This is a genomic window from Paraburkholderia sp. Ac-20347 (genome assembly GCF_017104805.1).
Classification (GTDB): Bacteria; Pseudomonadota; Gammaproteobacteria; order Burkholderiales; family Burkholderiaceae; genus Paraburkholderia; species Paraburkholderia tropica.
Window position 1 is genome coordinate 1 of record NZ_JAAGPN010000094.1, and the last position, 19,490, is coordinate 19,490.

Genomic DNA, 19,490 nt, shown 5'->3' on the forward strand with positions numbered 1-19,490 from the left:
GGATCGCCGGGCTGGCGAGCGCGTGGCTGCTCGCGCGCCGCCATCGCGTCACGCTGTTCGAGGCCGCCGCGACGGCGGGCGGCCACGCGCATACCGTCGACGTCGCGCTCGACGGGCAGCGTCATCCCGTCGACACCGGTTTTCTGGTGTTCAACGAGCGCACTTATCCGAACCTCGTGGCGCTGTTCGCGGAACTCGGCGTGCGCGTGCATCGCAGCGAGATGTCGTTTTCGGTGTCGATGGACGGCGGCGCGCTCGAATGGGCGGGCACCAATCTGAACACCGTGTTCGCGCAGCGCCGCAATCTCTTTTCGCCGACGTTCATCGGCATGCTGCGCGACATCCTGCGTTTCAACGCCGCCGCCGAACGTCATCTGGAAACGGCGCGGCGCGAGCGGCTTTCGGTGGGCGAACTGCTGACGGCGGGCGGATACGGCGCGCCGTTCCAGCGTCACTATCTGTTGCCGATGGCGGCCGCGATCTGGTCGAGCGCCGCGCGCGACGTGCTGCGTTTTCCGGCCGCGACCTTCCTGCGCTTCTGCCTCAATCACGCGCTGCTACAGGTGAACAACCGGCCGCCGTGGCAAACCGTGGCGGGCGGCTCGCGCGAATACGTTTCGCGCCTGCTCGTCGCGCTCGACGACGTGCGCCTGAACACGCCCGTACGCGCGGTGCGCCGCGACGCGACGGGCGTCACGATCGCGACCGATCAGGCGGGCGCGGAACGCTTCGACGCCGTCGTGCTCGCGAGCCACGCGCCCACCACGCTGGCCCTGCTCGCCGACCCCGACGACGCCGAACGCGACGTGCTCGGCGCCGTGCGCTATCAACGCAACGTGGCGCTGCTGCACACCGACGCGGCGCTGCTGCCGCGCCGCCGCCGCGTGTGGTCGGCGTGGAATTACCTGAGCCGTGCATCGGCGCATCATGCGGGCGGTGATGTCGGCGAAATCAGCGAAAGCGGCGAAGCCGATGCGCAGCCCGTCTGCGTGAGCTACCTCATCAACCAGTTGCAGCCGCTGCCGTTTCGCACGCCCGTCGTGGTCACGCTCAATCCGGTGAGCGAGCCCGCGCCGCACGCCGTGCTCGGCCGCTACGTCTACGATCATCCGCTGCTCGACCTCGCGGCCATCGACGCGCAACAGCGCCTGCCCGATCTGCAAGGGCGGCGCGCGACGTGGTTCGCGGGCGCGTGGACCGGCTATGGCTTTCACGAAGACGGCCTGAAGTCGGCGCTGCGCGTGGCGCGCGACTTCGGCGTGATGCCGGCGTGGGGTCGACCATGAGCCCGCGCGCCGATCTTGCGCGTGGCGCGCCGCCGTTCGCGCACGCCGCGCGCCCTGGAGCGGAGGCGCACGCGGCCTGTCTGCTCACGGGCCGCGTGGTGCACGAACGCTTGCGCCCCGCGCATCATGCGTTCGCGTATCCGCTGTTCCAGATCTGCTGCGATCTCGACCGCCTCGACGCGCTGCAATGCGGGTGGTTCGGCATCAACCGCCGGCGCGTGTTCTCGCTCGATACGCGCGATTACGGTCCGCGCGATGGTCGCGCACTCGCGCCGTGGATGCGCGCGCGTCTCGCCGAAGCGGGCATTCCCGCCGATGGCGCAATCTGGCTGCAAACGCTGCCGCGAATCTTCGGTTACGCGTTCAATCCGGTGAGCTTCTGGTATTGCTACGACCGCGCGGGCCGCCTGCGCGCGCTCTATGCCGACGTGCGCAACACCTTCGGCGCGCACCACGGCTATCTGCTGAGCGCAGCCGATCACGCGCCGATCGGCGACGCGACCGAACTGCAGTGCCGCAAGACCTTTCACGTTTCGCCGTTTTGCCGCGTCGAAGGCCACTATCTGTTTCGCGTGCGCCAGCATGGCGCGCGGCTCGTCACCGCGATCGATTACGCCGACGGTCTCGGCGTGTTGCTGCGCACGGCCATCGCCATGCGCGCCGAACCGCTCGACGCACGCCGCGCATTTGGCGCGCTCCTGCGTCAGCCGCTCCTCACGCCCGGCGTCGTGCTGCGGATTCACTGGCAGGCGCTGCGGCTTTGGCTCAAACGCGTGCCGTTCTTCGGCAAACACCCGCCCGCACCACACGCATCCAACGCACCCTTGCGCCCCACCGACCACGAGGCCCGCTCATGACGCTGCTCCGCCTGCCCACGGCCGCGCATCCGCCGATGCCGCTTGCGGCCCGTCTCTTTCTTGCATTGCTGCGCAAGATCCGTCACGGCCATCTGACGCTGACGACGCCCGACGGCGCGCAGCAGGTGTTCGGCGATGCACGCGACGTCCCCGCCGCCGCGCTGCGCATTCACGACTGGCGCGCGTGCCGTGTGATCCTGCGCGCGGGCGATATCGGATTCGCCGAGGCGCTGCGCGCGCAATGGCTCGACTCGCCCGATCTCACCGCGCTGATGCGCCTCGCAATCCGCAACGAACACGCCGCTGCCGCAACCCTGCACGGCGGCCCGCTCGCGCGCGTATGGTACGCGCTGCGCCATCGGCTGCGCCGCAACACGCGCGCGGGCAGCCGACGCAATATCCACGCGCATTACGATCTGGGCAATGCGTTCTACGCCGCGTGGCTCGATGACACGATGACCTATTCGAGCGCCTGTTTCGACGACGACGCACACCGTTCGCTCGACGAGGCGCAGCGCGCGAAGTATCAGCGCATCATCGATACGCTGGCGCTCACGCCCGGCATGCGCGTGCTCGAAATCGGCTGCGGCTGGGGCGGTTTCGCCTTGTATGCGGCGCGGCAAGGCATCCACGTGCGCGGCGTGACGATTTCGCAGGAACAACACGCGTGGGCCAACGAACGCGTGCGCGCGGCGCAGCTTGCGCATTTCGCGGAGATCGAACTGCGCGACTATCGTGATCTTTGTGATCTCCGCGATCTTCACGAAAGCGACGGCCAGTACGACGCCATCGTCTCCATCGAAATGTTCGAAGCCGTGGGCGAAGCGTGGTGGCCGGCGTATTTCGACACGCTTTCGCATCTGCTGAAACCGGGCGCGCGGGCGCTCGTGCAAACCATCACCATCGACGACGCGCATGTCGAGCGTTATCGCACGTCGAGCGACTTTATCCGCGAGATGATTTTTCCGGGCGGCATGTTGCCGGGTCCGCAGCAATTCGTGCGCGCCGCACAACAGGCGCAGCTCGATGCACGCGCCGTATTCGCCTTCGGACGCGATTATGCGCAGACCTTGCGTCTGTGGCGCGCAAGTTTCGAAAGCCGTCTCGACTCGCTGCGCGCGCTCGGTTTCGACGATGCGTTCATTCGCATCTGGACGCTCTATTTCGCGTATTGCGAAGCCGCGTTCGACGAAGGACGCACGGACGTGATGCATTTCGTCGTGCAGCGCAGTGATGCACATCCCCTCGCACATCCTCGCGCTCACCCCCATTGACACGCTTTTTGGCGCGGGTACCATGAATCCACCGGTTAAAGCGTGCATGGCGCTGCGTATTTTCTCGCCGCAACGCCTGCATTCAACCGGCATCCGCTCAACAGTCCGACGCTCCCGTGCTTCGACCCGTGCGCCTTAGATCATGAAAATTCGTGGCCCCTTGATACAGTACGATCGAGGACGTGGCGGCTTTCTCGCCATGCGCAGCGCGATTGTTTCAGGCGCCAGCCACGTCGCCCGGCCGTGCAGTTATTGCTCGATCGACACGGTCATCTCCATTCGCTCCGTGCGCCGCCATCACTCGGCCATGAGCTGCGATTTCATCGGCGTTCGTAAAGACGAAATCGCCTCCCTGCTGCCCAAGCCCTAGCCCCTCGCTGTTCGCCCCGTTCGTCTGATATCGCGCCGCTTCGCGTTGTGCAGCGTTGTGCGGCCTTGCTGCGCGCCACGCGATTGCATGACGCCTATTGCACGCGATGCCGGTCATCACGTACGCCTCGTCCGTTCACGCGGATGCCGGGTGCGAAGACGCGCATGCCGTCTTCCAATCAATCTTCGAATCAACCTTCGAATCAACGCCAGGGAAGCAGGATGAAACTTCACGACACGCTCCAACGCGCCGTCCCCGTGACGTGCGCCGCCACGATGCTCACGCTCGCCGCCGTCGCCGCCCAACCCGCCATCGCGGGCGACACGCAGGTGAACGTCTACAACTGGTCCGACTACATTGCGCAGGACACGGTGCCCACGTTCGAGAAACAGACCGGCATCAAGGTGCGTTACGACAGCTACGACAGCGACGACACGCTGCAAGCCAAACTGCTCGCCGGCAGTTCCGGTTACGACGTGGTCGTGCCATCGTCGGCATATATGGCGCGGCAGATCGAGGCGGGCGTCTATCAGAAGCTCGATAAATCGCAATTGCCGAATCTCGCGAATCTCGATCCGCATCTGATGAAAATGGTCAGCGACGCCGACCCCGGCAATCAATACGGCGTGCCGTGGGCGTGGGGCACGGACGGCGTCGCGTACAACGCACAGGAAGTGCAAAAGGCGTTCGGCGGCGCGACGCCGCCCGATTCGTGGGCGCTGGTTTTCGATCCCGAGAATCTCTCGAAACTCAAAAGCTGCGGCGTGTCGTTTCTCGATTCGGCATCGGACGTGTTTCCCGCCGTACTGCAATATCTGCATCGCAATCCCAACAGCACAAATCCCGCCGATTACACCGCGGCCTACGAAGTGCTGAAGAAAGTGCGCCCCTATATCACGCAGTTCAATTCGTCGGGCTATATCAACGACCTCGCGAATAACGACGTGTGCATTGCCGTGGCATATTCGGGCGATGCCGGCATCGCGCGTCGGCGTGCCATCGAGGCGAAGCGCCACTATCAGATTCAGTTCGTGAATCCGCAGGAAGGCGGTCTGCTCTGGTTCGACATGATGGCGATTCCGAAAGACGCGCCGCATCCCGAAGCGGCGCTCAAATGGATCAATTACATCGAAGATCCGAAAACGAGCGCCGCCATCACCAACGAAGTGTTTTATCCGACCGCGAATCGTGCGTCGTATCCGCTGGTTCAAACGGCGATCGTGAAAGACGCCAGCACGTTTCCTTCCGACGAAGTCATCGACAAGATGACCGTCATGCGTCCGCAACCGGCGGCGATCATGCGGCTGCAAAACCGCCTGTGGGCGCAGTTGAAATCGGGCACGTAAGGGCTTGATTCGCCGCCGCGCGCCGCTTTGTTCCTCTCACTTCTTTATTGCCAACATCATGCGCATTCTGGATATCGTCGATTACTCGCAACCCGCGAAAGAAACGCTCGAATGGGAACCGAAGCCCGAAGTCGTGCTTTCCGGCCGAGCGCGCCAATCCGCCGACATGCATTTCACGAGTCCGTGCGGACAGTTGTCGACGGGCATCTGGGCCAGCGAACGCGGTTGCTGGCGCGTGAATTTCACGGAGAACGAGTATTGCGAAATTCTCGAAGGCGTCTCGGTGCTGCGCGATGAATCGGGCGCGGAAAAAACCGTGCGCGCGGGCGACCGTTTCCTGATTCCCGCCGGTTTTCAGGGGACGTGGGAAGTGGTCGAGCCGTGCAGCAAAGTATTCGTCTCGGTCGAGTTCAAAAGCTGAGCGACGCGTCGCGCAAGCGAGGCGGATCGGTGACGATCGAACGCAGCGCGGCGCGCGCCTGATGGGGCGTGCCGCGCAACGCGGTGAGATCCGGCACGGGCCGCGCGAGTGCGGGTTCGCGCGCGAACGCAGCTTCGAGCGCCTGCGCCGCATCGAGCAGGCGCGCGTCGCCGCGCATCGGTCCGATCAGTTGCAGACCGAACGGCATGCCCGCGTGATCGACGCCGCAAGGCAGCGACATCGATGGATTCGTCAGCACCGTCACGACATAGGTGAGCGCGACCCATCGATAATAATTTTCGAGCGGCGTGCCGTCGATCGACTCGCAATGCGAGGTCGTCCACGCAAACGGCGTGACCGGCGAGACCGGCGAAACGATCACGTCGTAGCGCGAGAAACGCGCCTGAAATTGCCGATACAACGTCGTGCGCTGCGTCTCGGCGCGCGCGACGTCGGCGAGTGTGAGCGCACCGCCCATTTCGTAATTCGCGCGCGTATTCGCGCCGAGCAGCGACGGATCGCGCTCATAGGTTTCGCGCAGGCTCGCGACGAATTCCTGCGCGCGCACGACGTCGAACACACGATGCGCTTCGCGCAAATCGATGTCGATCGGCTCGCACTGCGCCACGATGCGCGAGAGGCGTTCGATCTTCGCGCGGAACGTGGCGCGAATCGACGCATCGACGGCGCACGCGCCAAAATCTTCGGTATAGCCGATGCGCAGCGTCGAAGGATCGAGACGCGGTTCGCGCGCGAAGGCGTCGAGCGTCGCGGGATAGCTGAGCGGATCGGCGCTCGCGTGACCGGCTACGGCGGCCAGTTGCAGCCGCACGTCGGCGACGTTGCGCCCCATCGGTCCGCTGACCCAGTTCGGCGCCCAGCCCAGCACGCGACGTTCGGACGGCACGAGTCCCGGCGACGCGCGATAACCCACCACGCCGCAGAGCGCGGCCGGAATGCGCAGCGAGCCGCCGAGATCCGAACCCGTGGCGAGCGGCAGCATGCCGGTGGCGAGTGCGACCGCCGAGCCGCCCGACGAACCGCCCGCGTTCAGCCGCGTGTCGAACGGATTGCCCGTCGCGCCCCAGACCGCGTTGCGCGTGTTCGCGCCCGCGCCCATTTCCGGCACGTTGGTTTTGGCCGCGACGATGGCGCCCGCCGCGCGCAAGCGAGCGACGAAGGCGTTATCGCTGACCGGCACATGATCGCGATACAGCGGCGAGCCATAGGTCGTCAGCAAGCCGCCCGTCTCTTCGAGATCCTTCACGCCGATCGGCAAACCGTGCAGCACGCCCAGCGCTTCGCCGCGCACAACAGCCTGTTCCGCGCGACGCGCTTCGTCGCGCGCGCGTTCGAACGCCGTGGCCGCGAGCGCGTTGACGGCAGGCTCGATCGATTCGATGCGCGCGAGACACGCATCGAGCAATTCGACCGGCGACAGCTCGCCGTTACCGATCAGACGCCGCGCGTCGACAGCGGATAAATCAGCCAGTGAAACAGACATTCGAACCTTCCATCAAGCAGCCAGCGCGCGCGCCGATTGATCGACGCAGGCGACGATCGCATCGCGCGTGTTGAGCAGATGCACGCGCGTCTGTTCCTGCACGGCGGCGGCGTCGCGCGCGCGCCAGGCCGCGAGCAGATGCGCGTGCTCGTCGTTATTGCTCGCCATGATATCCGGCTGCACGTACATCGACAGCGACACATACGGACGCGCGAGCAGCGACAGCCCGCGCACGACTTCGAACAGCCGCGTGTGCGCCTCGCACTGCATCAGATGCTGATGAAAATCCTCGTTGAGCAAGGCCCATTGCTCGGAACTCGGCGCGGCCTGGCTCATCGCGTCGTGGCTCGCCTGCGCCGCGTCGAGTTGCGCGGCGCTCGCCCGCAGACACGCGCGCGCCGCGAGCATCGGTTCGAGCAGCATGCGCAGCTCGTAGATTTCGCTGACGTCGTCGGCGGTGAGGCCGCGCACTTCCACGCCCTTGTTCGGATCGATCGCCACCAGCCCTTCGGCGCGCAGATCGCGGAACGCTTCGCGAACGGGCGTCGTGCTCACGCCGAGCCGCTTCGCCACTTCCTCCTGGCGCAAGCGCGTGCCCGCCTTGTAGACGCCCTGCAAAATCTCCGCGCGCAGCGTGCCGAGTACGTATTCCTGAATCGTGCGATACGGCTTGCCCATGCTGTCTCCCTGGTCGCGTTGGTCGCTTTCGTCGGTGTTACGCGATCGCCTCGGTGCTTGCCGAAGCAAGCTCAAGCTCGCGCCGCGCACCGATCACCTGCTCGATCCACGCCGCCACGCGCAGCGTCGCGAGATCCTCGCCGAACGCGCCGATGGTCTGAAAACCCAGCGGCAAACCCGCATCGGTCCAGCCCGACGGCACCGTCACGGCCGGCATGCCGAGCAGACTCCACGGCGCGCAGAACGTGGGGTCGCCGGTGTCGTCGAGACCTTGCGGCGCGACGCCCGTGGCGGGCACGCTCACCAGTGCATCGCAGCCCGCGAGCAGTTCCGCCGAGCGAGCGCGCCATTGCGCCTGCAACGCAAGCGCGGCCTGATAACGCGCCTCGGGCATCGCCGCGCCCTCATCGACGAGCGCACGCATATGCGCGCTCAACTGCTCGCGATGCGCGCGCGCCTCGGGCCCGACCGCGTGCCGCGCTTCCACGCGCAGAATCACCTGCAACGCGTCGACGATCTGTTCGAGATCGACCTCGAATTCGATCTCGACGATCTCCGCGCCCGCCGCGCGCAACTGCGCGAGCGCGGCGTCGAAATTCACTTTCTGCATGTCCTGCAAACGCGCGTCGAACGGCGTGCGCACCACGCCCAGACGCGGCGGCGCAGCGAGCGGCGCGAACCACGCCTGCCAGGCGTCGACGCTGTCGATCGCTTCCACGCGCTGCGCCACGAACAGCGCGTGCGCGAGCGCCGCCACTTCCACGTCGCGCGCGAAGAAACCGATGTGATCGAGCGACGCGGCGAGCGCATGCACGCCCTCGCGCGAGATCGTGCCGTAGCTCGGCTTGTAGCCCACCACGCCACAGTACGCGGCGGGCCGGATCACCGATCCCACCGTCTGCGTGCCGAGCGCGAGCGGCACGATGCCCGCGCCCACGGCCGCCGCCGATCCGCTCGACGACCCGCCAGGCGTATGATCGCGAAGCCACGGATTCACGGTCGGCCCCGGCTGGCGCCAGGCGAATTCGGTCGTCACGGTCTTGCCGAACACCAGCGCGCCGAGTTCGCGCAGTTGCGTCACGATCGGCGCATCGGCCTGCGGACGATGGCCGCGCCAGATCGGCGAGCCATAGCACGTCGGCATATCGACGGTATCGATCAGGTCCTTCACGCCCACGGGCAGACCCGCGAGCGGCGCATACGCGTCGGGCTCCACGTACGCCTGCGGACGATGCGTGAAAACGTGCAGCGATTCGAGCGCCTCGGCGCGCGCCACGGCTTCGTCGAGCCGCGCGCGACTCGCGGCCGGATTGCCGCGCTGCGCGATCAGCGCCGTCACGAACGACGGATTGGCTTCGTTCATCCTGTCCTTCCATTCGAAGCGCCGGCGCAGCGCGCCGACGCGATAACGGGCGTCGCGGCGCTTACTTCTTCGCGGCGGCCGCGGCAAACGAATTGTCGACGGCACTTGCATAGCTCACGCTGCCAGGCTTGATATTGCCGATCGACTCCTGCAGATCGAGCGCATTGCGAAACGCCTGCTCGGAAATCTCGGGCGTCGGCGCGTAAATGTTTTGATCGATCAGGCGGCCCACGGCCGCGTCGACGATCTTCGCGTCGAGCGACGGAAATTCCGTCTTCGCCACCGCCTTCGCCGTGTCCGGCGATTGATGAATCAGCGCCTCGGCTTCGCCGATCGACTTCACGAACGCCGCCACCATCTGCGGCTTGTCCTTGATGGTCGAGGCCGCCGTGTTGATGGTCGAGAACGCATAGCCGCCCGGATAGGCCTTCGGGAAACCGTACACGACCTTGTAGCCCTGCGCGATGCCGGTGTCCGCCTGCGGTTCGTAGACCGCCGCCGCCTGGCTGCGGCCCGCGCTCACCGGCGCGAGTTCGGTGCCCAGTTGCACCGTGTTCAGCGACACCTTCTCGATCTTCTGATCCTTGATGAGCCGTTGCAGCAGATACGTGCTGGTCGAAGGCGGCAGCGCCGTGGCGACGCTCTTGCTCGACATGTCGCCGGGCTGATGCACACCCGCATCGGGCGGCGCGATCACCCACACCGGCACGCCCGCCACCACGTTCGCGACGGCCATCACGTTCGCGCCCTTGAGGTTCGCGAGCACGGCCGTCATCGGATCCTGCAGCGAGAAGTCCGCATGGCCGCCGATCACCGCCGCCACGCCCGCCGCGCCGCTGCCCGCCGTGACCTTCTTCACGTCGAGACCGTTCTTCGCGAAGATCCCCTTGTCGATCGCCACGTAAAGCGGCAAATACTGAATCGACTGAAAAGCCTGATACACCGTGACCGGTTCCGCCGCCTGCGCGGACACCTGAACGCTCAACCCCGTCACTGCAGCCGCAATGGCAATCGCGCTTACTCGTTTCATCGTGTTGACTTCCATGAAATGACCTTTGCTTCCGTGAATTGAACGATCCAGCCCAGCAGCGTCGCCATCAGCGTGAGCACGATAATGCCGAGCCACACCGTATTCAGATCGAACAGCGATCCGGCGACGAATACCTCATGCCCGAGTCCCGCCTGCGAAGCGATGTACTCGCCCACCACCGCGCCGATCAGCGCGAAGCCGATGTTCACGCGCAGCGTCGAGAACACCCACGGCAGCGCGCCCGGCACGATCAGCTTCGTGAAGATCATCGAAGGCTTCGCGTTGAACGAGCGGAACAGGTTGAGCAGATCCTTGTCGACTTCGCGCGCCGCCGCGCACGACGAGATCATCGCCACCGCGAAGGTGGAAATGCCCGCGAGCCAGACTTTCGACGTCATGTCCGATCCGAACCAGATGACGATCAGCGGTCCGAGCGCGATCTTCGGAATACTGTTCAGGATGACTGACAATCCTTCGGCGACGCCAGACACGCGCGGCACGAACCAGAGCAGCAGGCCGAGGCCGATCCCGAGCCCGCTGCCCACCACGAGGCCCACCACCGTTTCGTAGAGCGTGACGAGCGTGTCGGGTATCAGCGTGCCGCCGTTCAGGCCTTGTTGCGCGGCCTGCCAGATGCCCGCGGGCGAGCCGAGCAGCTTGCCGTTGATCCAGCCCGCCGTGACCGCCACCTGCCACAGCGCGATCAGCGCCACGACGATGAGCGCGACGGCGCCCGTGGTGCCGAGCTTCGCCGCGCGGCGCGGCTTCGCGCGCCGCCGGGCGGGCGCATTGGAAGAGATCGCGATATCGCTCATGCCGTGGCTCCCGCGTGCTGGATGGTATGGCTGCGCAGTCCGTTCCAGACGCGCGAATGGTAGGTGCGGAACTCGGGCGCCTCGCGCGCCGAGACCGCTGTGCGCGCGCCATGCGTGGTCAGGCGCACGTCGATGTCGTCTTCGATACGCGCCGGGCGGCCGCCCAGCAGGATCACGCGGTCGCTCATCGCGATCGCTTCCTCGATGTCGTGCGTGACGAGCACGACGCTCGTGCCGCTCTGCTGGCGCAGCGCCATCACGTCGTCTTCGAGCGCGAGACGCGTCTCGTAGTCGAGCGCGGAAAACGGTTCGTCGAGCAGCACCAGCGTGGGATCGACCAGCAGCGTGCGCGTGAGCGCCACGCGCTGGCGCATGCCGCCCGAGAGCGAATGCGGATACGCGTCGGCCACCGCGCCGAGGCCGTAACGCGCGAGCATCTGGCGCGCGCGTTCGAGGTCGGCGCGCTTGACCTTGCGATACAGCTCGATGCCGAGCACGGCGTTCTGCAGCACCGTGCGCCACGGCATCAGCAGGTCTTTCTGCAGCATGTAGGCGATGCGCCCGGCGCTGCCGTCGTCGCGCTTGCCCACGCTGATCTGCCCCGACTGCGGCTTGATGAGCCCCGAGACGAGATTGAACAGCGTGCTCTTGCCCGCGCCGCTGCGGCCGACGATCGAGACGATCTCGCCGCTGCGCACGCTGAAATCGAGCCGCTCGAAGATCGGCACGTCGACACCATCGGCAGTCCGAAATGCGTGACTGAGTTGCTGGACCTTCAGGCGGTCCGTACCCGACGCATGCGTCGAAGCGATGTTCCCCGCTTGCGGGGTTGCAATGGCTGAGACACTCATGGACATCCTCATCGGTACGTGGCGTACGTTTGTGCTGTGCACAACACATAGTGCACAGTCAAAAAACCACGACGCAAGTGAAAAAATAAATTCCGCGCAATCGGGAATTCACCTGCTCGATGATGGTGCGTCAATGCGTATTCGTGGGCGCGAATCGCACCAGCGCGGCGTGCAAACGCCGTGCGATGGTGCGTTTTTCGGGGAGACGGGTGAACAGGAAGCGCGATTCGAAAAAGAAACGCGCTCGAACAACGAGACTAGCGAAATCAAAATAGAAACGCCGCCAGCGGGATCGCGGGCGGCGCGTCTTACTGCCGGAATCGACGATTAACGGATACCGCCCGCCGCCAGCAGATGCTCGCCGGTTAGCCAGCGCGCTTCGTCGGAAGCGAGGAACACCGCGACATCGGCGATATCTTGCGGCTGGCCCGCACGGCCGAGCGGCGTCTTCGCGATGAAGTCGTCGGCCATGTCCGAGCCGGTAATGCCCGCGCTATGCGTGCCTTCGGTTTCGACGTAGCCAGGATTGATCGCATTCACGCGGATCTTGCGCGGGGCAAGCTCCAGCGCCAATACGTTCGTGATCGCGTCGAGCGCGCCCTTGGTGCCGGTGTAGATCGCACTCGCGGGCGGCGTGATGCGCGTGACGCCCGAGCTGATATTGATGATGCTCGCGCCTTCGCCCAGATGCTTCACGGCCGCCTGCGTGACCAATAGCGGCCCGAGCACGTTGGTGTCGAACTGGCGATGGAACTCCTCAGTCGTGATGTCCTCGACCGGCGAGAACGCGTACACGCCCGAATTGTTCACGACGATATCGAGGCGGCCGAACGTGTCGATGGCCGTTTGCACGAGCTTCGCGGCGTCGGCGGGCTGCGAGACGTCGCCGCCTGCCGCGGTCGCCTTGCCGCCCGCTGCCTGAATCTGCTCGACGACCGCCAGCGCGCCGGATTGGCTGCTCGCATACGTCACCACGACCGACGCGCCCTCTTTCGCGAGCGCGCGGGCGATCGCCGCGCCGATTCCCTTCGATGCGCCCGTAACGAGCGCGACCTTTCCTTCGAGCCTGGCCATGACAAACCTCCAATGTGGGTTGAACCGTTCGCTCGCCGCGCTGCGGTTTGCGTCGGTGCTGAACCACAATGTAGAGGGTGCGAATGGCGCGAAAAAGGCCCTGGCGACGAATGGAGTGGCCGCATTTGCCGAACAATGCGCGTCGTGGACAAAGCCTCGACCGCGCTCAGTCTTCGTGCGGAATCCCGTCGATCGGGCACTCCGCCGTGCCGGGCGTGCTGCGCGTGAGCGCTTCCACGCGTCGGCGCGTGGCCTCGGGGTCGGCCACCCAATCGCGATAGAAACCGAACGGACAATCCGCCACGCCGTTCGCGCCGTCGCCGGAATGGATCGTGCCGGTATAGCCGCGATGCAGCAGCTTGTACAGATGGTTCTGCGACTGCATGTTGCGGCGCGCGTCGCGGATCATGCCGAGCGACAGTTCCGCGTATTGCACCCCCATTTCCTCTTCGCCGCATTCGCCGAGCGTGCGTCCGTCGAAGCCCACGATCGCCGAGTGGCCGAAGTACGAATACACGCCGTCCCAGCCCGTGGCGTTGGCGACCGCCACATAGGTGTTGTTCATCCACGCCATCGCTTTCGCGACCATCACCTGCTGCTCTTTCGCCGGATACATATAACCCTGGCAGCGCACGATCAGTTCCGCGCCGTTCATCGCGCAGTCGCGCCAGATCTCCGGATAATTGCCGTCGTCGCAGATAATCAGGCTGATTTTCAGGCCTTTCGGACCGTCCGACACATACGTGCGATCGCCCGGATACCAGCCTTCGATCGGCGTCCACGGCATGATCTTGCGGTACTTCTGCACGATCTCGCCGCGATTGTCGATCAGCACGAGCGTGTTGTACGGCACCTTGCGCGGATGCTCCTCGTGACGCTCGCCCGTGATCGAGAACACGCCCCACACATTGGCCTTACGGCACGCCGCCGCGAAAATGTCCGTCTCTTCGCCGGGAATCGTCGACGCCGTATCGAACATTTCCTGGCGGTCGTACATGATGCCGTGCGTGGAATACTCGGGAAACACCACGAGGTCCATGCCGGGCAGACCCTGCTTCATGCCGACCACCATATCGGCGATACGGCGCGCGTTGTCGAGCACCTCCGCCTTCGTGTGCAGACGCGGCATCTTGTAGTTGACCACCGCAACGCCCACACAATCGCGGCTGCTCGAAATATCACCATGTCGCATGATGCTTCCTCCTTGAATGCGTTGATGCCGCGCGCGAAGGCCGCTGCTTTCGCTGCAACGGTTCGCGCGCAGCGCACCTTAGTGGCTGATCATCCAGGGCCGTCCCGCCGGCCGTTTGAGACCGTCCGACGCCGCGCCCGCGAGCTTCGCCGTGCCGCCCGAGCAGCAACTGCACCCTGCGCGATGACGCAGCGGCGGACCGTCGCCGGACTGACGCGGCGCGTGCGCGGCGCGTTCGTTGGTCGCGTGCGCCGCGCGGCGCGTGTTCGCCATCAGCGCCAGCGAAGGCGCACTGATGACGCGTCCGCCTTCCGCGCCGCAGTCGGGACAACGGCACGGTTTTTCGCGGTCCGCAATGCGGCGCATGACGGAGAACGGTCCGCAGCTTGCGCACTCGAAGTCGTAGATCGGCATGACAGCTTCCTTTGAATGACGTCGGCGAGAATCCGGAATCAGGCCTTCACGAGATCCGGCGAACACGGCAGATCCACGCCGCCCTGAATGTGCTGGATCGGGCCGTCGGCGTTCGGGCGAATGTCGAAGTCGAAGATCTGCGTGGGCAGCCACAAGGTCGCGCACGCATTCGGAATATCGACCACGCCGCTGATATGCCCCTGCACCGGCGCACAACCGAGCAGCGAATACGCCTGCGCGCCGGAATAGCCGAACTTCTTCAGATATTCGATCGCGTTCAGACACGCCTGGCGATACGCGGTGGTCACGTCGAGATAATGCTGGCCGCCCTGCTCGTCGACGGAAATGCCTTCAAAAATGAGGTAATCGTTGTAATTGGGCGTGATCGGGCTCGGCTGGAACACGGGATTGCGAATGCCGTATTTCGCCATGCCGCCCTTGATGACGTTCACGCGCATATGCACCCAGCCCGCCATTTCGATTGCACCGCAGAACGTGATCTCGCCGTCGCCCTGGCTGAAGTGCAGATCGCCGACCGAGAGGCCCGCGCCATCCACGTAGACCGGGAAAAACACCTTCGAGCCGCGCGACAGATCCTTGATGTCGCAATTGCCGCCGTGCTCGCGCGGCGGCACCGTGCGCGCGCCTTGCGCGGCGGCTTTGTCGCGTGCTTCGCCCGCGAGCTTGCCCATGTGCGCGGTGGCCGCGAACGGCGGATTCGCAAGCGGCGGCACGCGTTCCGGATCGGTGGCGATCAGGCCGGTTTCGCGCGCGTTCCACGTTTCCAGCAGTTTCGGATCGGGCAGGCAACCGATCAGGCCCGGGTGAATCAGGCCCGCGAAATTCACGCCCGGAATATGGCGCGAACTCGTATAGACGCCGTGAAAATCCCAGATCGACTTTTGCGCGCTCGGGAAATGATCGGTCAGAAAGCCGCCGCCGTTCGTCTTCGAAAAGAAGCCGTTGAAGCCCCACTGGCTGTCCGCTTTCGCGCCGATGTCGAGCAGATCCACCACGAGCAGGTCGCCCGGTTCCGCGCCGTGCACGCCCACCGGGCCGGAGAGAAAGTGCACGATCGACAGGTCGATGTCGCGCACGTCGTCGGCGCTGTCGTCGTTCTTGATGAAGCCGCCGGTCCAGTCGTAGGTTTCGAGGATGAAGTCGTCGCCGGGCTTCACCCAGCAGGCCATCGGAATGTCGGGGTGCCAGCGGTTGTGCACCTGTTCGTTTTCGTAGGCCGACTGGTTCAGATCGACCTTGATGAGAGTGTCGGGCATTGCGTTCGCTCCTGGGTTCGCGGATTGACATACGGCGCGGCGCGCGAACGCCGCGCCGCGCTCAGACGGAGAGGTATTCGCGGATGCGGTCGGTGTCGCCCGCATCGCGCGTGCTTTGGTGCACGAAGCGCCCGCCTTCGATCACGAAGAGCCGGTCGGCCACGTCGAGCGCGAAGCTCAACACCTGCTCCGACACGACGATGGCGATATTGCGGCTCGTGCGAATCTGATTGAGCGCCTTGGCGATGTCCTTGATGACCGAAGGCTGGATGCCTTCGGTCGGCTCGTCGAGCAGCAGCACTTTCGGGTCGGTCGCGAGCGCGCGCGCAATCGCGAGTTGCTGCTGCTGGCCGCCCGAAAGATTGCCGCCCTTGCGCTTGCGCATGTCGAACAGCACCGGAAACAGCGCGTAAAGTTCGTCGGGCACGCGCTGGCTCTGCGCGTTTTCGAGACCCGTCTGAATGTTTTCCTCGACGCTCAGCGAGGCGAAGATCTGCCGGCCTTGCGGCACGTAGGCGATGCCTTTCGACACGCGGCGGTAACTCTCGTCCTTCGAGACGTCGGCGCCGCCCACGCGCACCGTGCCGCGATTGGCGGGCAGCATGCCGATCAGCGCCTTGAACAGCGTGGTCTTGCCCATGCCGTTGCGGCCCATCACCGCCACGCTTTCGCCTTGCGAAACGGAAAAGCCGATGCCGTGCAGCACTTCGCTCTGGCCGTAGCTGACGACGAGATCGTCGACTTCCAGCATGATGTGTTCTCCGTGTTGTCGTTCAGTGGCCAACTCAGTGGCCCAGATAAACGTCGATCACGCGCGGATCGGCCTGCACCTGCGCCATCGGCCCTTCCGCGAGAATCTTTCCCTGATGCATGACCGTGACCTTGTGCGCGATGCGCTCGACGAACGCCATGTCGTGCTCGATCACGATCATTGAGCGATTGCGGCAGATGCGGTCGAGCAGATCGGCGGTCAGTTCGCGCTCGCGCACGCTCATGCCCGCGATCGGTTCGTCGAGCATCAATAATTCGGGATCCTGCATAAGCAGCATGCCGATTTCGAGCCACTGTTTCTGGCCGTGCGAGAGCAATCCCGCTTCCATATCGAGCGCGGCCGCCAGACCGATTTCGTCGGCGACGTCACGCACGCGGTCGGCCACTTCGGCGTCTTCGCGATAGGCCAGCGCGCCAAACACGCTGCGTCCGCGCGGAAACGACACTTCGAGGTTCTGCGCCACGCTCAGGTTTTCGTAGATCGACGGCGTCTGGAACTTGCGGCCGATGCCCTTGCGCACGCGGCGAAATTCCGCGAGATTCGTGATCTCCTCGTTGCGAAATTTGATGCTGCCGGCCGTTTCCTTCGTCTTGCCGCAAATCAGATCGAGCAGCGTGGTCTTGCCCGCGCCGTTTGGTCCGATCACCACGCGCAGCTCGCCGCGTTCGAGATAGAGATTGAGCGAATCGATCGCCTTGAAGCCGTCGAACGACACGGTCAGGTCTTCGATCGCGAGCAGAAAGTCGGTATTGCTCATGCTTCATGCCTCCTTGTTCGCCGCGCCGAGCAGCCGCCGCACGCGCGGGCGCACGTGCTCTTCGTAGAGGCCCGCGAGCCCGTTCGGAAACACCATCACCACGCCGATGAACATCGCCGCCATCAGATAGAGCCAGAGATTCGGAAAGCTCTCCGAGAACCAGCTCTTGCCGAGGTTGACGAGAATCGCGCCGTACACCGCGCCGACCAGCGACATGCGCCCGCCGATGGCCGCGTAGATCACCATTTCGATCGACGGCACGATGCCCACGAACGACGGCGACATGAAACCCACCTGCAGCGTGAACATCGCGCCGCCGATGGCCGCCAGCATCGCCGCGAGACAGAACGCGAACACCTTGAACATGGCGACGTCGTAGCCCGAGAAGCGCACGCGGTCTTCCTTGTCGCGCATCGCGAGCAGCAGCGTGCCGAGCTTGCTGCGCTGGACCCAGCGGCAGGCGAGCAGCGCGCCGATCAGCAGCGCGGCGTTCACGAAATACAGCACCAGCTTCGCGTGATCGGTGCGAATGTCCCAGCCGAGCAGCGTGCGCAGGTCGGTGATACCGTTCACGCCGCCCGTATAACCTTGCTGGCCGATGATCAGCACCGAGAGAATCAGCGCGACGGCCTGCGTGATGATCGCGAAGTACACGCCGCCCACGCGCCGCTTGAACATCGCGTAGCCGATCACGAACGCGAGCGCCGTGGGCACCACGAGCACCGCGAGTATCGAGAACGGCAAGTAGTGAAACGGCTTCCACCACGCGGGCAGCGCGGTGAGCTGATTCCAGTCCATGAAGTCCGGAATGCCGGGCGTGGTCTGCGTGCGCGTGGCGGCCGGATCGGACGCTTCGAGCTTGAGAAACATCGCCATCGCGTAGCCGCCGAGGCCGAAGAACACGCCCTGGCCGAGACTGAGCACGCCGCCGTAGCCCCACGCGATCACGAGGCCGATCGCCACGAACGCGTAGGTCAGGTACTTGCCCATCAGGTTCAGGCGGAACGTGTCGAGCGCGAGCGGAAACACGACCACGATCACCAGCGCGAGCAGCACGATGCCCGCGTAGCCCGAGGCGTCGAGCCACGCGAGCCGCGCGCGCCAGCCGGCCGGCGGCGCGCCCTGGCCGGATCGCGGGGATACGCCGCCCGCCGTGGGTTGGATGGGTTCCATGTCCATCTCCATACGAATGAAGCTGTGTGAATGAGGCTTGTGCAAAGACGTACGCTTTAACGCGGCTTCTGCGCGGCTTAAACGCGCCGCACCTTCGAGGCGAACAGACCTTGCGGACGCAGCATGAGAATCACCACGACGGTCAGCAGCGTGAGCACGCGCGCAATCGAGCCCGAGAGAAAGAACTCGCTGATCGACTGCATCTGCGCGATGCCGAACGCCGACGCCACGGTGCCGAGCAGACTCGCCGCGCCGCCGAACGTGACCACCAGAAACGAATCGACGATATAGAGCGAGCCGCTCGTCGGTCCCGTCGAGCCGATCGCCGTGAAGGCCGCGCCCGCCACGCCCGCGATGCCGCAGCCGATCGCGAAGGTCATGCGGTCGGTGCGCCGCGTGTTGATGCCCGCCGCGTTCGCCATCGGCCGGTTCGCGACCGTGGCGCGCACGCGCAGGCCCCAGCGCGAGCGATAGAGCGCGAGCAGCAGGCCGCCCGTCATCAGCAGCGCGAGAAACATCACGAACATGCCGCTCACCGGAATGTCGAGGCCGGGCGTGGGCTCCCACGAACCCATCAGCCAGTCGGGCAGCGCCGGGCTCACTTCCTTCGGCCCGAAGGTCGAGCGAAACACCTGCTGCATGCCGAGGCTCAGGCCCCAGGTGGCGAGCAGCGTGTCGAGCGGGCGCTTGTAAAGATGGCGGATCAGCGCCCATTCGGCGAGCCAGCCCGCCGCGAACGCCAGCGCGAACGCCGCGAGAATCGCAAAGAAGAAATACACGGGCGTGAACGCGTGCCAGACGTTCTGCGAGAACCACGAAAACATGTAGACCGTATAGGCGCCGATCGTCATGAATTCGCCGTGGGCCATGTTGATGACGCCCATCTGGCCGAAGATCACGGCGAGCCCGAGCCCCATCAGGAGCAGGACGCTGAAGAGGCTCAGACCGGCGAAGCCCTGCATCAGCGTGATGTTGAAAATATCGGTAGCGGACATCGAACGCTCCTCGCGCGGCGGCGTCATGCGCCGCCGCGCCG

The 19,490-nt window shown here is 65.1% G+C and carries 21 protein-coding genes; 7 read left to right on the plus strand and 14 right to left on the minus strand.

Going from position 1 to position 19,490, the window contains the following annotated elements; genetic code table 11:
• Positions 1 to 2: 2 nt before the first annotated feature.
• The 6 genes from G3N97_RS18820 to G3N97_RS18845 all read left to right on the plus strand — a co-directional run bounded on the left by G3N97_RS18820 (position 3) and on the right by G3N97_RS18845 (position 5,554).
• On the plus strand, positions 3 to 1,286 hold the full coding sequence (locus G3N97_RS18820; RefSeq protein ID WP_346778084.1) for an FAD-dependent oxidoreductase: 1,284 nt from the start codon (positions 3 to 5) through the stop codon (positions 1,284 to 1,286).
• Positions 1,283 to 2,143: a DUF1365 domain-containing protein gene (locus G3N97_RS18825; protein WP_205994587.1), complete on the plus strand. Its 861-nt coding sequence runs from the start codon at positions 1,283 to 1,285 to the stop codon at positions 2,141 to 2,143. The genes G3N97_RS18820 and G3N97_RS18825 overlap by 4 nt, the downstream gene beginning before the upstream one ends.
• Positions 2,140 to 3,417 (plus strand): cyclopropane-fatty-acyl-phospholipid synthase family protein, encoded by a 1,278-nt coding sequence (locus tag G3N97_RS18830; RefSeq protein WP_205994588.1) that lies wholly within the window; start codon positions 2,140 to 2,142, stop codon positions 3,415 to 3,417. The genes G3N97_RS18825 and G3N97_RS18830 overlap by 4 nt, the downstream gene beginning before the upstream one ends.
• Positions 3,418 to 3,559: 142 nt before the next feature.
• Complete coding sequence (locus G3N97_RS18835) at positions 3,560 to 3,787, plus strand: hypothetical protein (protein WP_205994589.1); 228 nt, start codon at positions 3,560 to 3,562, stop codon at positions 3,785 to 3,787.
• A 275-nt stretch (positions 3,788 to 4,062) separates the two neighbouring features.
• On the plus strand, positions 4,063 to 5,133 hold the full coding sequence (locus tag G3N97_RS18840) for a polyamine ABC transporter substrate-binding protein (RefSeq protein WP_241030676.1): 1,071 nt from the start codon (positions 4,063 to 4,065) through the stop codon (positions 5,131 to 5,133).
• Positions 5,134 to 5,191: 58 nt separating this feature from the next.
• On the plus strand, positions 5,192 to 5,554 hold the full coding sequence (locus G3N97_RS18845) for a cupin domain-containing protein (RefSeq protein WP_205994591.1): 363 nt from the start codon (positions 5,192 to 5,194) through the stop codon (positions 5,552 to 5,554).
• Here G3N97_RS18845 and G3N97_RS18850 read toward each other — a convergent pair.
• The 6 genes from G3N97_RS18850 to G3N97_RS18875 all read right to left on the minus strand — a co-directional run bounded on the left by G3N97_RS18850 (position 5,544) and on the right by G3N97_RS18875 (position 11,795).
• Positions 5,544 to 7,058, minus strand: a complete 1,515-nt coding sequence (locus G3N97_RS18850; RefSeq protein ID WP_205994592.1) for an amidase family protein — start codon at positions 7,056 to 7,058, stop codon at positions 5,544 to 5,546. The two genes, G3N97_RS18845 and G3N97_RS18850, sit on opposite strands and share 11 nt — an antisense overlap.
• 12 nt (positions 7,059 to 7,070) lie before the next feature.
• Positions 7,071 to 7,736 carry a GntR family transcriptional regulator gene (locus G3N97_RS18855; protein ID WP_205994593.1) on the minus strand — a complete coding sequence of 222 codons (666 nt, stop codon included), beginning with the start codon at positions 7,734 to 7,736 and terminating at the stop codon, positions 7,071 to 7,073.
• 37 nt (positions 7,737 to 7,773) lie between these two features.
• The gene (locus G3N97_RS18860; protein ID WP_205994594.1) at positions 7,774 to 9,099 is read right to left on the minus strand and encodes an amidase; all 1,326 of its coding nucleotides are present in this window, start codon (positions 9,097 to 9,099) and stop codon (positions 7,774 to 7,776) included.
• A gap of 61 nt (positions 9,100 to 9,160) precedes the next feature.
• Entirely contained in the window at positions 9,161 to 10,129 is a 969-nt protein-coding gene (locus G3N97_RS18865; protein WP_205994595.1) for an ABC transporter substrate-binding protein, read from the minus strand.
• Complete coding sequence (locus G3N97_RS18870) at positions 10,126 to 10,944, minus strand: ABC transporter permease (protein WP_065060951.1); 819 nt, start codon at positions 10,942 to 10,944, stop codon at positions 10,126 to 10,128. The genes G3N97_RS18865 and G3N97_RS18870 overlap by 4 nt, the downstream gene beginning before the upstream one ends.
• On the minus strand, positions 10,941 to 11,795 hold the full coding sequence (locus tag G3N97_RS18875) for an ABC transporter ATP-binding protein (protein ID WP_241030675.1): 855 nt from the start codon (positions 11,793 to 11,795) through the stop codon (positions 10,941 to 10,943). Before G3N97_RS18875 ends, G3N97_RS18870 begins: the two co-directional genes overlap by 4 nt.
• On the opposite strand from G3N97_RS18875, the gene G3N97_RS18880 reads away from it, so the two are divergent.
• Positions 11,794 to 12,126 carry a hypothetical protein gene (locus tag G3N97_RS18880; protein ID WP_205994596.1) on the plus strand — a complete coding sequence of 111 codons (333 nt, stop codon included), beginning with the start codon at positions 11,794 to 11,796 and terminating at the stop codon, positions 12,124 to 12,126. The two genes, G3N97_RS18875 and G3N97_RS18880, sit on opposite strands and share 2 nt — an antisense overlap.
• Here G3N97_RS18880 and G3N97_RS18885 read toward each other — a convergent pair.
• From G3N97_RS18885 to urtB, 8 genes are all read right to left on the minus strand, one after another.
• Entirely contained in the window at positions 12,123 to 12,869 is a 747-nt protein-coding gene (locus tag G3N97_RS18885) for a glucose 1-dehydrogenase (RefSeq protein WP_205994597.1), read from the minus strand. The two genes, G3N97_RS18880 and G3N97_RS18885, sit on opposite strands and share 4 nt — an antisense overlap.
• Positions 12,870 to 13,035: 166 nt before the next feature.
• Positions 13,036 to 14,061: an aliphatic amidase gene (locus G3N97_RS18890; protein WP_065060954.1), complete on the minus strand. Its 1,026-nt coding sequence runs from the start codon at positions 14,059 to 14,061 to the stop codon at positions 13,036 to 13,038.
• A gap of 78 nt (positions 14,062 to 14,139) precedes the next feature.
• Positions 14,140 to 14,475, minus strand: coding sequence for a zinc ribbon domain-containing protein (locus G3N97_RS18895; RefSeq protein WP_205994598.1), 336 nt, complete (start codon positions 14,473 to 14,475; stop codon positions 14,140 to 14,142).
• Between the two features lie 38 nt (positions 14,476 to 14,513).
• Complete coding sequence (gene fmdA, locus G3N97_RS18900; protein WP_065060956.1) at positions 14,514 to 15,752, minus strand: formamidase; 1,239 nt, start codon at positions 15,750 to 15,752, stop codon at positions 14,514 to 14,516.
• Positions 15,753 to 15,813: 61 nt separating this feature from the next.
• Positions 15,814 to 16,503, minus strand: coding sequence for an urea ABC transporter ATP-binding subunit UrtE (gene urtE, locus G3N97_RS18905; RefSeq protein ID WP_065060957.1), 690 nt, complete (start codon positions 16,501 to 16,503; stop codon positions 15,814 to 15,816).
• A gap of 34 nt (positions 16,504 to 16,537) precedes the next feature.
• Complete coding sequence (gene urtD / locus G3N97_RS18910) at positions 16,538 to 17,281, minus strand: urea ABC transporter ATP-binding protein UrtD (RefSeq protein ID WP_065060958.1); 744 nt, start codon at positions 17,279 to 17,281, stop codon at positions 16,538 to 16,540.
• A 3-nt stretch (positions 17,282 to 17,284) separates the two neighbouring features.
• The gene (gene urtC / locus G3N97_RS18915; protein ID WP_065061041.1) at positions 17,285 to 18,454 is read right to left on the minus strand and encodes an urea ABC transporter permease subunit UrtC; all 1,170 of its coding nucleotides are present in this window, start codon (positions 18,452 to 18,454) and stop codon (positions 17,285 to 17,287) included.
• A 77-nt stretch (positions 18,455 to 18,531) separates the two neighbouring features.
• Positions 18,532 to 19,449, minus strand: a complete 918-nt coding sequence (gene urtB, locus G3N97_RS18920) for an urea ABC transporter permease subunit UrtB (protein ID WP_065060959.1) — start codon at positions 19,447 to 19,449, stop codon at positions 18,532 to 18,534.
• Positions 19,450 to 19,490 lie beyond the last annotated feature (41 nt).

Bases quoted from the DNA above. Each gene is read 5' to 3' on its own strand.
- G3N97_RS18855 (WP_205994593.1), bottom strand. From the start codon at position 7,736: ATGGGCAAGCCGTATCGCACGATTCAGGAATACGTACTCGGCACGCTG.
- urtD (WP_065060958.1), bottom strand. From the start codon at position 17,281: ATGAGCAATACCGACTTTCTGCTCGCGATCGAAGACCTGACCGTGTCG.
- G3N97_RS18850 (WP_205994592.1), bottom strand. From the start codon at position 7,058: ATGTCTGTTTCACTGGCTGATTTATCCGCTGTCGACGCGCGGCGTCTG.
- G3N97_RS18840 (WP_241030676.1), top strand. From the start codon at position 4,063: ATGCTCACGCTCGCCGCCGTCGCCGCCCAACCCGCCATCGCGGGCGAC.
- G3N97_RS18880 (WP_205994596.1), top strand. From the start codon at position 11,794: ATGGACATCCTCATCGGTACGTGGCGTACGTTTGTGCTGTGCACAACA.
- G3N97_RS18845 (WP_205994591.1), top strand. From the start codon at position 5,192: ATGCGCATTCTGGATATCGTCGATTACTCGCAACCCGCGAAAGAAACG.
- urtB (WP_065060959.1), bottom strand. From the start codon at position 19,449: ATGTCCGCTACCGATATTTTCAACATCACGCTGATGCAGGGCTTCGCC.
- G3N97_RS18830 (WP_205994588.1), top strand. From the start codon at position 2,140: ATGACGCTGCTCCGCCTGCCCACGGCCGCGCATCCGCCGATGCCGCTT.
- G3N97_RS18875 (WP_241030675.1), bottom strand. From the start codon at position 11,795: ATGAGTGTCTCAGCCATTGCAACCCCGCAAGCGGGGAACATCGCTTCG.
- fmdA (WP_065060956.1), bottom strand. From the start codon at position 15,752: ATGCCCGACACTCTCATCAAGGTCGATCTGAACCAGTCGGCCTACGAA.
- G3N97_RS18885 (WP_205994597.1), bottom strand. From the start codon at position 12,869: ATGGCCAGGCTCGAAGGAAAGGTCGCGCTCGTTACGGGCGCATCGAAG.
- G3N97_RS18870 (WP_065060951.1), bottom strand. From the start codon at position 10,944: ATGAGCGATATCGCGATCTCTTCCAATGCGCCCGCCCGGCGGCGCGCG.
- G3N97_RS18895 (WP_205994598.1), bottom strand. From the start codon at position 14,475: ATGCCGATCTACGACTTCGAGTGCGCAAGCTGCGGACCGTTCTCCGTC.
- G3N97_RS18825 (WP_205994587.1), top strand. From the start codon at position 1,283: ATGAGCCCGCGCGCCGATCTTGCGCGTGGCGCGCCGCCGTTCGCGCAC.
- urtC (WP_065061041.1), bottom strand. From the start codon at position 18,454: ATGGAACCCATCCAACCCACGGCGGGCGGCGTATCCCCGCGATCCGGC.
- urtE (WP_065060957.1), bottom strand. From the start codon at position 16,503: ATGCTGGAAGTCGACGATCTCGTCGTCAGCTACGGCCAGAGCGAAGTG.
- G3N97_RS18865 (WP_205994595.1), bottom strand. From the start codon at position 10,129: ATGAAACGAGTAAGCGCGATTGCCATTGCGGCTGCAGTGACGGGGTTG.
- G3N97_RS18835 (WP_205994589.1), top strand. From the start codon at position 3,560: ATGAAAATTCGTGGCCCCTTGATACAGTACGATCGAGGACGTGGCGGC.
- G3N97_RS18890 (WP_065060954.1), bottom strand. From the start codon at position 14,061: ATGCGACATGGTGATATTTCGAGCAGCCGCGATTGTGTGGGCGTTGCG.
- G3N97_RS18860 (WP_205994594.1), bottom strand. From the start codon at position 9,099: ATGAACGAAGCCAATCCGTCGTTCGTGACGGCGCTGATCGCGCAGCGC.